The 12497-nt window shown below is 59.0% G+C and carries 9 protein-coding genes; 7 read left to right on the top strand and 2 right to left on the bottom strand.

Annotated features, from left to right (window positions below; all coding sequences use genetic code 11):
• The first annotated feature begins 103 nt into the window (after window positions 1-103).
• The 4 genes from ABH909_RS22965 to ABH909_RS22950 all read left to right on the top strand — a co-directional run bounded on the left by ABH909_RS22965 (window position 104) and on the right by ABH909_RS22950 (window position 4264).
• Window positions 104-970: a pirin family protein gene (locus ABH909_RS22965; RefSeq protein WP_429437456.1), complete on the top strand. Its 867-nt coding sequence runs from the start codon at window positions 104-106 to the stop codon at window positions 968-970.
• A gap of 127 nt (window positions 971-1097) precedes the next feature.
• Complete coding sequence (gene ycaC / locus ABH909_RS22960) at window positions 1098-1724, top strand: isochorismate family cysteine hydrolase YcaC (RefSeq protein WP_007907677.1); 627 nt, start codon at window positions 1098-1100, stop codon at window positions 1722-1724.
• A 208-nt stretch (window positions 1725-1932) separates the two neighbouring features.
• The gene (locus ABH909_RS22955) at window positions 1933-3375 is read left to right on the top strand and encodes a mechanosensitive ion channel domain-containing protein (protein ID WP_429437453.1); all 1443 of its coding nucleotides are present in this window, start codon (window positions 1933-1935) and stop codon (window positions 3373-3375) included.
• A 448-nt stretch (window positions 3376-3823) separates the two neighbouring features.
• The gene (locus tag ABH909_RS22950; protein WP_429437450.1) at window positions 3824-4264 is read left to right on the top strand and encodes a carboxymuconolactone decarboxylase family protein; all 441 of its coding nucleotides are present in this window, start codon (window positions 3824-3826) and stop codon (window positions 4262-4264) included.
• A gap of 963 nt (window positions 4265-5227) precedes the next feature.
• On the opposite strand, the gene ABH909_RS22945 is transcribed toward ABH909_RS22950, so the two are convergent.
• Both ABH909_RS22945 and ABH909_RS22940 read right to left on the bottom strand, forming a co-directional pair.
• Entirely contained in the window at window positions 5228-6820 is a 1593-nt protein-coding gene (locus ABH909_RS22945; RefSeq protein ID WP_429437447.1) for a DHA2 family efflux MFS transporter permease subunit, read from the bottom strand.
• Window positions 6817-7938 carry an HlyD family secretion protein gene (locus tag ABH909_RS22940; protein ID WP_429437444.1) on the bottom strand — a complete coding sequence of 374 codons (1122 nt, stop codon included), beginning with the start codon at window positions 7936-7938 and terminating at the stop codon, window positions 6817-6819. The genes ABH909_RS22945 and ABH909_RS22940 overlap by 4 nt, the downstream gene beginning before the upstream one ends.
• Window positions 7939-8288: 350 nt before the next feature.
• On the opposite strand from ABH909_RS22940, the gene ABH909_RS22935 reads away from it, so the two are divergent.
• The 3 genes from ABH909_RS22935 (at window position 8289) to ABH909_RS22925 (ending at window position 12454) form a co-directional block, all read left to right on the top strand.
• On the top strand, window positions 8289-8789 hold the full coding sequence (locus ABH909_RS22935; protein ID WP_429437441.1) for a sigma-70 family RNA polymerase sigma factor: 501 nt from the start codon (window positions 8289-8291) through the stop codon (window positions 8787-8789).
• Window positions 8790-8958: 169 nt separating this feature from the next.
• Complete coding sequence (locus tag ABH909_RS22930; RefSeq protein WP_429437438.1) at window positions 8959-9933, top strand: FecR family protein; 975 nt, start codon at window positions 8959-8961, stop codon at window positions 9931-9933.
• 97 nt (window positions 9934-10030) lie between these two features.
• Entirely contained in the window at window positions 10031-12454 is a 2424-nt protein-coding gene (locus ABH909_RS22925; protein ID WP_429437435.1) for a TonB-dependent siderophore receptor, read from the top strand.
• Window positions 12455-12497: the final 43 nt, after the last annotated feature.

The following is a 12497-nucleotide window of genomic DNA, read 5'->3' as shown; positions in this document are numbered from 1 at the left end:
GTTCTCCAAATAGAACGCTAAGGCTGATTTTTGCAGTCTAGCGCACCAAAGGCGCCGGTTTTAAGCTTTGTCCATCGCGTCACACCACAGATTTGGAGGAAAGATGAAAAACATCATCGGTCTCTACACCAGCCCACGACCTCATTGGGTCGGCGACGGTTTTCCGGTTCGCACGCTGTTTTCCTACGACAACCTGGGCAAACACATCAGCCCGTTTCTGCTGCTGGATCACGCCGGCCCTGCCGAATTCACCCCGACCACCGAGCGTCGTGGCGTTGGTCAGCATCCGCACCGCGGTTTCGAAACCGTGACTATCGTCTACAAGGGCGAACTGGAACACCGCGACTCCACCGGCAGCGGCGGCAAGATCGGCCCCGGCGACGTGCAATGGATGACCGCAGCGTCGGGGATTCTCCATGAAGAGTTCCACTCCGAAGGTTTCGCCAAGAGCGGCGGCACCCTGGAAATGGTGCAGCTGTGGGTCAATCTGCCGGCCAGGGACAAGATGGCGGAGCCGGGTTACCAGACGATTCTCGACGCCGACATCCCAAGCATTCCATTGAAGAACAACGCTGGCAGCCTGCGCTTGATCGCCGGTGAGTTCGAAGGCCACAGCGGCCCGGCGCGGACCTTTACGCCAATCGATGTGTGGGACGTTCGCTTGAACGCCGGAAAATCGCTGACTCTGGATCTGCACCAAGGGCGCAACACGGCACTGGTGGTGTTGCGCGGCACGGTTCAGGTCAATGGTGTGGAACTGGTTCGGGAAGGGCAGTTGGCGCTGTTCGAGCGCGATGGCGATCAGCTCAGTCTGCAAGCCCCTGACGACGCCGTGGTGCTGCTGCTCAGCGGCGAGCCGATCGATGAACCCATCGTCGGCCACGGCCCGTTCGTAATGAACAGCGAGCAGGAGATTCACCAGGCCTTTGCCGACTTTCAATCGGGCCGCTTCGGCCGGATGAGTGATTGAAATCATTGTTGTAGTGCTGTGGCGTGCCGGGTTTGGCTGACTACGCTTGCCTGGCCACGTTTAAACGAAAAATCAGAGTTCACTTCCGCCGGCCCGTTCGGCATCGATAAAAAGCGAGGATTACCCCATGACTACTTCCTACAAACGTCTCGACAAGGATAACGCCGCCGTTCTGCTGGTCGATCATCAGGCAGGTTTGCTTTCTCTGGTGCGCGACATCGATCCGGATCGTTTCAAGAACAACGTGCTGGCCCTGGCCGACCTGGCCAAGTACTTCAAGCTGCCAACGATTCTGACCACCAGTTTTGAAACCGGCCCCAATGGCCCCCTGGTGCCGGAACTCAAGGAGTTGTTTCCGGATGCGCCTTACATCGCTCGTCCCGGCCAAATCAACGCATGGGACAACGAAGATTTCGTCAAGGCGATCAAGGCTACCGGTAAGAAGCAACTGATAATCGCTGGCGTAGTGACCGAAGTCTGCGTGGCGTTCCCGGCGCTGTCGGCCCTGGCAGAAGGGTTTGAGGTGTTCGTGGTGACCGATGCTTCCGGCACGTTCAACGAATTGACCCGTCAATCGGCGTGGGATCGCATGTCGTCCTCCGGTGCCCAACTGATGACCTGGTTCGGCCTGGCCTGCGAGCTGCATCGCGACTGGCGCAACGACGTGGAAGGTCTGGCGACTCTGTTCTCCAACCACATCCCGGACTATCGCAACCTGATGACCAGCTACAACACTCTCACCAACAGCAAGTAAACCCTGGCAGCACATACACACATAACCTGTGGGAGCGGGCTTGCCCGCGATAGCGGTCGATCAGTCAACATCACATTGACTGATCAATTGCCATCGCGGGCAAGCCCGCTCCCACAGTGTTTTGTGTTGTTCTGGAGACATCAATTGCTCCTACACTGTGCCCAATCTGTGAGATCTTCGTGCCATTGACCCTTGCTGGAGTTGCTTGATGCTGTCACTGCTTACCGATCACCCATTGCTCAGCGCGCTGATCCTGATCCTGGTCGATCTAGTGTTGTGGCGTTTGATCACCGCCAGCGGCAGCAATTGGAAACTGGTGGTACGACTGGTGATTTTTTCGTTGTTCAGCGTGCTGCTGTTCAACGAAGGCTTGAACCCCATGGCGCCGGCGCCTTGGCTCGACAATGTGCCGTTGCACTTGGCGGCGACCGGTTTGCAGATCGGCTGGTGGCTGTATGCAGCGCGCACCCTGACAGTGTTGATCGGCGCGGTGATGATGCAACGGGTCGGGCACACCGGGCGTTTGTTGCAGGATCTGCTCGGCGCAGTGATTTTCCTGATTGCGGTCATCGCCGCCCTGGCGTATGTACTCGAATTACCGGTCAAGGGCGTGCTGGCAACATCCGGTGCGTTGGCGATCATCGTTGGCCTGGCCTTGCAAAGCACCCTCAGTGACGTGTTTTCCGGGATCGTCCTGAACACCACAAAACCCTATCAACTGGATGACTGGATCTCCATCGACGGCACCGAAGGCCGGGTCACCGACATCGACTGGCGCGCCACGCGCCTGCAGACCGCGCAAGGCAGCATGGCGGTGATTCCCAACTCCCTGGCGGCCAAGGCCAAGATCATCAACTTCAGCCGGCCGAGTGATATTTTCGGGGTATCGATCAGCGTGCAAGTCAGCCCCCATGCTCGTCCGCAAACGGTGATTGATGCTCTGGAGCGGGCCATGCAGGGCTGTCGCTTCCTGTTGGCCAGACCGGCGCCGAGCGTGTCGTTGAAAAGCTCCGGCAGCACTGGCATGGAATACGAAATCAGTGGCTTCGTGGTCTCCATGGATCAGAAGCGCATGGTGCGTAATCTGCTGTTTGATTTGGCTTACCGGCACTTGCAGGCCTCGGGTGTCAGCCTGTTGTCGAGCGTCGAATCCAACGTGCCTGCTACATTGCCACGGCCGCGTGCGCTGCTGGACAGTTCGACTATCTTCTCGACCCTGCGTCAAGAAGAGAAAGAAACCTTCAGCCAGAACATGAAACTGCAAACCTTCCGCGCCGGGGAAATGATCCTGCCGTCGGGGGAGGTCAGCGATCACCTGTTCATCATCGAATCCGGCGTGGTGTCGGTCACCCTGAGCCGCGCTGGCAAAAAGTTCGAGGCCGGGCGCATGGGGCCGGGTGAGGTGATAGGCGAGGCCGGGATTCTGTCCGATGAATCGGCGCTCGCCGATTTTTCGGCCAAGACTTTTTGCACGCTCTACCGCATCGAGAAGGAATACCTCAAGCCATGCCTGGATGCGCGGCATGACATCAATGAGGCGATGAAGGCCTTGCTGGATTTCCGTTTGCATACGGCGCAGGCACTGATCCAGGAAACGCCCAAGAGGGTGGAGAAGAAGGGGTTTTTGCAGTGGTTGCGCAAGCGGGCTTAGGCACTCGAGCGCAATCGGGTTGGTCTTCAACCGGCAATGAGCGGATGCGCTCGACAGAGGTGCGGTCTTGAGTGCTCCAGTGCTCGAGGGGCAGATGTTGCAACGCCATACCGATGGGGCCAACCACCAGCAACAGGCCCAGACGAGCCAGGGTTTGTCGACGTGTCAGTGGTTGTTTATACGTCGTCTCGGGGATTGACGAAGTGGCGCAGGGCAACGGCATTCGGGATGAGAGCGACATGGTGGCAAATACTCCTTTCGGGCATCCCGGCCGCGTAATCAAGAATGAATCGCATTCTAATGGCGTTAATGGGCTGATGGCAATTACCCATGTCTCCTATTTATGACGCTTGCCCATTGGCATCCTCAACTTCCCAATAATTGGCTATTTGTTCAACCTCAAGCCGGCATTAACGTAGCGCCAACCCATTTGTGACTGGAGCTCACCATGCAACCTCGTATCGATTTCTACACCGCCTCCCCGGATGGCCTCAAAGCCATGATCGCCCTGGAAACCGCCGTCTCGAAGCTGCCACTGGAAAAGTCGCTGATCGAACTGGTCAAGCTGCGCGCATCGCAGATCAACGGCTGTGCCTTCTGTCTCGACATGCACGCCGCCGATGCCCGCAAGGATGGCGAGACCGAGCGCCGGCTGTACACCTTGTCGGCGTGGCGTGAAACGCCGTTTTTCACCCCACGTGAACGCGCCGCACTGGCCTGGACCGAGTCTTTGACCCAACTGAGCCTGACCCACGCCCCGGACGAAGACTATGCAATGCTGAGCGCCGAGTTCAGCCCCAAGGAAATGGTCGACCTGACCGTGGCGATTTCGACCATCAACAGCTGGAATCGCCTGGCCGTGGGTTTTCGCAAAATGCCTCAGGCCTGATTGTTTGCAAAAGCAGCCTGATGCCTCAATGCGCATCGGCACTCGGCGCGGCCGGTGGTTGCACCTTGCGCATCAAGGGCACCATCGCCGTGGCGAGGATGAAGCATGCCAATCATCAGAAAATCATTCAGTAGGTAGTGTTTGTAGGAATATATAACCTGACTTGCGTAGGATCGTTCCGATTTAATTTTTTTGCTGATAATTACTCCATCAATTGGAGTTGCGACGCTTTATATTGAAAGTAGGTCAGAGAGCGTAAAAAATATCACTTATAAAGGATGGTTCTAATGCGTGCGTTAACTCAGATGGAAATTGCAGAAATTAGCGGCGCTGTTGGCCCGCCCGGTGCAGTTGCGGGAGCAGTCGTTGGTGTCGCTGGATACATTGGAATGCAAGCTGGCAGTGGACAGCCCGCCACTTGGACTGGAGCTGCTAGCGCAGGAGTTGCGGCCGGAGTAGTCGGATTCTTTACGCCGGCAACGACTGCTCAAGCGGCAGGGACGGCAATGGCATCTTTCTACGGAGGACTTGGCGGCGGTTATATGATGCGATCTAACGGTCCCGGTGGTGGTGCAGCATAACCATTGACCCAGTCGTTTTGATTTGGAATCCGTGGACTCTGCCGGTGGAGTTCAGGCCAATTCAAGTTGAACTTATATCGCTCTTTGAAGAAGAGGTCCTATGTCGGATTTTCTATTTGTTTTTTTATTGACGATCTCGGTGTGGGGGCTGACTCTACTGATTTTTTATTTTGCGGATAAACTGTTTGATTCCAAATTGTCTAGGCCGGCGAAGGCAGTGCTGTTCATACCTATCGTCGCAATCAATGTATTTATCAGCAGTTCGTTTCTGGCAGCTGTACGTGATTTCTTTGCTTAAATCTGTGGCGTTCTGCGTATAGAGGGCTGCTAAATTCCACTTTGACTGGCCGATTGTTATTTAGTGACTTATATCTGAATCCGCTCAATGAGCATCCGCTGACGGCGCAGCCGGTGGTTGCACCTTGCGCATCAAGGGCACCATCGCCGTGGCGAGGATGAAACAGACCATGATCATCAAAAAAGCGTCGCCGTAGGTTTGCGTCTGCGCTTCGCGGTAGGTCAGCAGCCACAGCTGACGCAGGCTGGCGGTGACGCCGATGTCACCGTTCTGGCCGAGGGCGGCGAAGTTATTGCCGACCTGGGACAGCCACTGATTCAGCGCTTCGTTGGTGCTATTGAGGTTCTCTGCCAACCGGGTGAAGTGCAGGTTGGTGCGGTCATTGAGGATCGTGGCGCACGCGGCGATACCTATCGCGCCGCCGAGGTTGCGCATCAGGTTGAACAACCCCGAAGCATGTTTGAGCCGTGCCGGTGCCAACCCGCCGAGGGTCAGGGTCACCGCCGGCGGCACCGCCAGTTGTTGCGCGATTCCGCGCAAGGCTTGCGGCAGCATCAATTCCTTCGCCCCCCAGTCGTGGGTGATCGGGCTGAAATCCCACATCGACAGGGCGAACAACCCAAGGCCGCTCATCATGACCCAGCGCAGGTCGATGCGGTTGGCCAGAAAGGCGTACAGAGGAATCGCCAGAATCTGGAACACCCCGGTGGAAAAAACCGCCAGGCCAATGTCCAGCGCGCCGTAGCCACGTACACGACCGAGGAACAGTGGCGTCAGGTAAATAGTCGCGAACAGACCGATCCCCGTGACGAACGAAAAGAAACAGCCGAGGGCGAAGTTGCAGTCCTTCAAGGCGCGCAGATCGACGATCGGGTTGGCCACGTGCAGGGTTCGACCGATGAAGGCCAATCCGGCCAGGCCACTGATCCAGGCGGTGGTCAGAATCGTGCTGTCGCTGAACCAGTTCCAGCGCGGGCCTTCTTCGAGGGTGTATTCCAGGCAGCCGAGAAACACCGCCATGAACAGCATGCTCAGGTAGTCGGCGCCCTTGAGCAGCGACAATTCCGGCTGGTCGATTTTCACCAGCATCGGCACCGCCACCGCAACGAAAATTCCCGGCACCAGGTTGATGTAGAACAGCCAGTGCCAGGACGAAATGTCGGTGATCCAGCCACCGATCACCGGCCCCAGCGTCGGTGCCAGCGAGGCCACGGCGCCGATGGTCGCGGCGGCGATTACCCGTTGTTTGCCGGTGAAGAAAAAGAATGCGGTGGTGAACACCAGCGGGATCATCGAACCACCGAGAAACCCTTGCAGGGCGCGGAAGGCGATCATGCTCTGGATGTTCCATGCCGCGCCGCAGAGCAGGCTGGCCAGGGTGAAACCCACCGCCGAAGCGCAGAACAACCAACGGGTCGAGAACACCCGGGACAGCCAGCCCGACAGCGGAATCACGATGATTTCGGCGATCAGGTAACTGGTCTGCACCCACGCAGTTTCGTCAGTGCCGGCCGAGAGCCCGCCGCCGATGTCACGCAGCGACGCCGAAACGATCTGGATATCCAGCAGCGCAATGAACATGCCGATGCACATGGTGGCGAAGGCGAACACCTTGGTCGCCGTCGCCATGTTGGCGGCGTTGAACGGCTGCGTGGGGGCGACGAGGACGCGACTCATGGTGTGCTGGCCACGTTCGGGGTTTCAGGTTCGGCGCGAGTGTCCACTTCGGCCGTCACCGACAGGCCGGGGCGCAGATGACCGAGCACGCCGTCGGCCGGGTCGAGCAGGATTCGCACCGGCACCCGCTGGACGATTTTGGTGAAGTTGCCGGTGGCGTTTTCCGGTGGCAGCACGCTGAACTGCGAACCACTGGCCGGCGCGAGGCTGTCCAGATGACCGTGGAATTCACGTCCCTTGAGCACGTCCGCATGAACGATCACACGCTGGCCCGGCGTCATCCGCGACAGCTGATCTTCCTTGAAATTGGCATCGACCCATAGCCCGCTGGCCGGCACCACCGACAACAGCTGCGAACCGGCTTGGGCGTAAGCGCCGACCCGTGCCCGGCGATTGCCGATCACGCCGTCGACCGGGGCTTTCAACTCGGTGTAACCGACGTTCAATTGCGCCAGATCACGCTCGGCCCGCGCCTGAATCAACGCGGCGCGCGCTTGCTGCTTCTGGGTTTCAATCACGTTCAACTGACGTTGCGCGGCCAGCAGTTCGGCCTGCGCCCGGGCACTCTGCGCCTGTGCGGTTTTGAAGGTGGCCTCGGCCCGTTGTGCGCTTTCCACCGAGACGGCATTGCTGTTGACCAAGCGTTTATAGCGGGCGTTATCGTCCCGCGAGCGCGCGGTTTCGGCGCCGGCGGCATCGATGCCGGCGCGGGCCTGGCCGATCACCGCATGTTGCAGTTGTTCGGTGGCGTCGAGGTTGGCGAGTAACGCTTCTTCGGCAGCCACTGCACCTTCGGCCTTCACCAGGTTGGCACGGTAATCACGGGCATCGAGCCGAATCAACACATCCCCGGCCTTGACCCTTTGGTTATCGGTGACCAGCACCTCTTCAATATACCCCGCGACCTTCGGCCCGATCACCGTGACGTCGCCACCGATGTAGGCATCATCGGTTTCTTCAATAAAGCGCCCGGCGGTCCACCAATGGGTTGCGTACAGCCCGATGATCACCAAGGCCGCGATGGCCGCCGCCAGCAAGAGCAGCCTTTTAAGCAGGGGAGGCTTGGGTGTGTTCACCGCGACAGCAAGGTCGGGTTCAAGGCTGGGCATGCTGGTCATGGAGAAATACCTGTGAGAAATGGTGCTTTATTACGAATGTAATATGACGTAGGTAATATTATGTGGCAATGGGTTTCTGCCGCCGGTCGTCTGGTGCCGGACGTTTCGACCGCCGGGGAGCCTTGCGCATACCCTGTGGGAGCGGGCTTGCTCGCGAAAGCGGTGTATCAGCCGACATTGATGTCGATTGACACACCGCTTTCGCGAGCAAGCCCGCTCCCACATTTTCGATCATCGCTATACACAGATTTTGTGGGGGGACAGGTCCTCTCGTCGACGCCCCGAGGAATGATTTGCCGGGCTTAATAGGAAGCATTACTATTCTCGCCTCCCCTCCACAGCACACCGCAATGACCCCCAAGCTGCCCCGCAGACACGGCTTTTTCGAGCATTACGAAGAGTTGATCGGCACCTGGACCCGTCGTCTGAGAAATCGTCAGCAGGCCGAGGACCTGGCCCACGACACCTTCGTGCGGGTGCTTGAGTCCGATTCGGCGGCGGTGCAACAACCTCGGGCGTATTTGCACCAGACCGCACGCAACATTGCGGTGGATGGTTATCGGCGTGAGGATCGGCGGGGCGCCATGGAGTCGGAGGCGATCGATCACAGTGCGTCGTCGTCCGGCGACCCGGAGCATTTCATGCACGCGATCCAGTTGGCCGATTCCATCGAACGGGCGCTCACCGAGTTGCCGCTCAACTGCCGCAAGGTGTTCGTCTGGCAGAAGATCGAAGGCCTGACCCAGGCCGAAATCGCCGAGCGCCTGGGGCTGTCCAAGAACATGGTGGAAAAGTATATGATCCGCACTCTGCGGCATTTGCGTGATCGCCTGGACGGGTTACAGCCATGATTCGCCGCAGCCCCGAAAAGATCGGCTTCTGTAGGAGCTGCCGCAGGCTGCGATCTTTTGATCTTGATCTCCAGCGGTTTCAAGGCCGTCAAAAGATCACAGCCTTCGGCAGCCCCTACGAAAGGCAGATGCGGTGCGCCTTTTCATCCCCGGCCAAACAGGACTTTCCATGATGGATACTCGTGATTGTGCGTGCGGGCAAACAACGGTTCGCGACGACGCGGCGCGGTGGTTTGTGCGTTTGCAGGAACCTGCCGTCAACGCCGAAGAACAGCGTGGCTTCGAGAGCTGGCTGGACGAACACCCTCAGCATCGCGACGAATATCAAATGCTCCAGAGCCTGTGGGCGGCAGCCGATCTACTGCCGACCAAGCGTTTGCACGCCTTGTGCGAAACTTCGCCGGCCCGCGGCAAACGTCGTCCGTTGGTGCGTTATGCAGTGGCCGCCAGTGTGTTGGCAGTGGCGCTAGGCCTGGGGTTGTTCAGTGGCTTGAACCCTCCGGCGACCTACACGGCTGAATATTCCACGGCCCTTGGCGAACGTCGCCATGTGGCGTTGCCGGACGGTTCGGTGATCGACCTGAACGGCCGCAGCCGGGTGCAGGTGCGCTATGAAAAGGATCGTCGCAGCATCGAATTGACGCAAGGCGAGGCGATGTTCAGCGTCGAGCACGACAGCAGCCGACCGTTCGTGGTCGAGGCGGGCAGCGGCAAGGTGACGGTCACTGGCACCCGTTTCGACGTGCGTCGCGACAGCAGCGAAACCCGGGTCGCGGTGGAGCAGGGCACGGTCAAGGTTCAAGGTAATGGCGCAGATTCCGTCAGCCTCACCGCCGGCCTCGGTACTCGCGTGAATGCCCAGGGCTTTGTCGCTGCCGCCTATGCGGTCAACCCGGCTGAACTGACGGCGTGGCGCAGCGGCAAACTGGTGTTCAACAACGCCAGCCTGAGCGAAGTGGCCGAAGAAGTGTCGCGCTATCGGGAAAAACCGCTGACGGTCGGTAGCGCCAAAGCAGGCAATCTGCGCCTGACCAGCGTGTTCAAATCCGACAACACCGATGCACTGCTCAAGGCCTTGCCGAGCATTCTGCCGGTAGCCATTCGGACCCTCGATGACGGCAGCCAGGAAATAATTGCCCGATAGATTCAGGTTTTTTTCGAGTTCTTCGTCTTCTTGTCCAACTGCAACTGGTTTGCATTAACAGCCGCACACTTTTGCGATCCACAGGACAACGTTCGACGTGAAGAAAACCACCGCTAAAAATAACAAAACATCCTGGCTGCCCCTCGCTCTCGCCCTGGCGGTCAGCTCGGCGCTGCCCCAGGCGTTTGCTGCCGACGCCATTCATATTCAGGCGCAACCGTTGGGCCAGGCCCTGAGTCAGCTGGGCCAGCAAACCTCGCTGCAGGTTTTTTTCAGCCCTGAACTGGTGGCTGGCAAACAAGCCCCGGCGGTCGACGGCAATCTTTCACCGGAACAAGCCTTGCGCCAATTGCTGCAAGGCAGTGGTCTGGAATACCGGATCGATGAAGGCTCGGTAACGCTGATGCCAGCCCCGACTTCCGCCGCCAACGGCCCGCTGGAATTGGGCGTGACCGACATCAAAGTGGTTGGCGACTGGCTCGGCGATGCCAATGCCGCCGTGGTGCAAAACCATCCCGGCGCGCGCACGGTGATCCGTCGCGAAGCCATGGTCGAGCAGGGCGCGATGAACGTGGGTGACGTGCTGCGTCGTGTACCCGGCGTGCAAGTACAGGACGCCAACGGCACCGGCGGCAGCGATATTTCCCTGAACGTTGGCGTGCGCGGCCTGACCTCACGCCTGTCGCCACGCTCCACCGTGCTGATCGACGGCGTGCCGGCCGCCTTCGCCCCTTATGGCCAACCGCAGCTGTCCATGGCGCCGATTTCCTCCGGCAACCTCGACAGCATCGACGTGGTGCGCGGCGCCGGTTCCGTACGTTATGGGCCGCAGAACGTCGGTGGCGTGATCAACTTCGTTACCCGCGCGATCCCGGAGAAAGCCACCGGCGAAATCGGCACCACCCTGGAAACCACTCAGCGCGGTGGCTGGAAACACATCGATACCGCGTTTCTGGGGGGCACCGCCGATAACGGCATGGGCGTGGCACTGTTGTATTCCGGGGTAAACGGCGACGGTTATCGCAAAAGCAACAACAGCAATGACATCGACGACGTGATCCTCAAGACCCATTGGGCGCCCACCGATCAGGACGATTTCAGCCTCAATTTCCACTACTACGACGCCAGCGCCGACATGCCCGGTGGCCTGACGCAGAAGCAGTACGACGCCGATCCGTTCCAGTCCGATCGCGATCATGACAACTTCAGCGGCCGCCGCAAGGACGTGTCCTTCAAGTGGATTCGGCAGATCGACGACCGCACCCAGGCCGAAGTGCTGACCTACTATTCCGACAGCTTCCGTGGCAGCACCATCGCTTCACGCGACCAGAAAACCCTCAGCTCTTATCCGCGCACTTACTACACCTTCGGCATCGAACCGCGGGTGTCCCATGTGTTTGATCTGGGCCCGACCACTCAGGAAGCCAGCGTCGGTTATCGCTACCTGAAAGAAGGCATGCATGAAGAGGCGAGCCGTCTGGCGCTGGTGAACAATCAGCCGGTGGTTACCAAAACTTCCGATGGCCATGTGTTCCAGGATCGCACTGGCGGCACCGAAGCCCACGCCATTTACATCGATGACAAGATCGACGTCGGCAACTGGACCGTGACCCCCGGCATCCGTTTTGAAAGCATCAGCACCGAATGGCACGACCGGCCGGTTCTCGACACCGCTGGCAAACCTGTGCAGGAAAAGCGCCGCAGCATCGACAGCAACGAACCGCTGCCGGCCCTGAGCGTGATGTATCACATGTCCGAGGCCTGGAAGCTGTTCGCCAACTACGAAACCTCGTTTGGCAGCCTGCAATATTTCCAGCTCGGTCAGGGTGGTTCGGGTGACAACACCGCCAACGGCCTGAACCCGGAAAAGGCCAAGACCTACGAGATCGGTACGCGCTACAACGATGACGTGTGGGGCGGGGAAGTGACGCTGTTCTACATCGACTTCGATAAAGAGTTGCAATACATCAGCAACGATGTGGGCTGGACCAACCTCGGCGCCACCACGCACCAGGGCCTGGAAGCCTCGGTGCACTACGACATGGCGGCGCTGGACCCACGGCTCGACGGCCTGACCGCCAACGCCGGTTTCACCTACACACGTGCTGTTTATGAAGGCGAGATTCCAGGCTTCAAGGGCCGTGACCTGCCGTTCTACTCGCGTCAGGTGGCCACCGCCGGGCTGCGTTACGACATCAACCGCTGGACCTACAACCTCGATGCCTTTGCCCAGTCCAAACAACGCTCGCCGGGCACCGCGGTAAACGCTGATGGCAGCTTCAGCGGCAACTACATCACCGAAGGCAGCGCGGACGGCCAGTACGGCGACATCCCGGGTTACGTGACCTGGAACGTGCGTGGGGGATATGACTTTGGCTCGCAACTGTCGAACCTGAAAGTCGGAGCGGGGGTGAAGAACATTTTCGACAAGCAGTACTTCACCCGCTCCAGCGATAACAACTCGGGGATGTACGTCGGCGCGCCGCGTACGTTCTTTGTGCAGGCCAGTGTTGGTTTTTAACAGCTGAAGATCAAAAGATCGCAGCCTGCGGCAGCTCCTACAC

Origin of the sequence: Pseudomonas sp. BS3782 TE3695 (assembly GCF_050435305.1) — a bacterium.
Classification (GTDB): Bacteria; Pseudomonadota; Gammaproteobacteria; order Pseudomonadales; family Pseudomonadaceae; genus Aquipseudomonas.
The sequence above is the reverse complement of the archived record's forward strand: the minus strand, read 5'-3'. Positions and strand labels throughout refer to the sequence as shown.

Bases quoted from the DNA above. Each gene is read 5' to 3' on its own strand.
- ABH909_RS22965 (WP_429437456.1), top strand. From the start codon at position 104: ATGAAAAACATCATCGGTCTCTACACCAGCCCACGACCTCATTGGGTC.
- ycaC (WP_007907677.1), top strand. From the start codon at position 1,098: ATGACTACTTCCTACAAACGTCTCGACAAGGATAACGCCGCCGTTCTG.
- ABH909_RS22955 (WP_429437453.1), top strand. From the start codon at position 1,933: ATGCTGTCACTGCTTACCGATCACCCATTGCTCAGCGCGCTGATCCTG.
- ABH909_RS22950 (WP_429437450.1), top strand. From the start codon at position 3,824: ATGCAACCTCGTATCGATTTCTACACCGCCTCCCCGGATGGCCTCAAA.
- ABH909_RS22945 (WP_429437447.1), bottom strand. From the start codon at position 6,820: ATGAGTCGCGTCCTCGTCGCCCCCACGCAGCCGTTCAACGCCGCCAAC.
- ABH909_RS22940 (WP_429437444.1), bottom strand. From the start codon at position 7,938: ATGACCAGCATGCCCAGCCTTGAACCCGACCTTGCTGTCGCGGTGAAC.
- ABH909_RS22935 (WP_429437441.1), top strand. From the start codon at position 8,289: ATGACCCCCAAGCTGCCCCGCAGACACGGCTTTTTCGAGCATTACGAA.
- ABH909_RS22930 (WP_429437438.1), top strand. From the start codon at position 8,959: ATGATGGATACTCGTGATTGTGCGTGCGGGCAAACAACGGTTCGCGAC.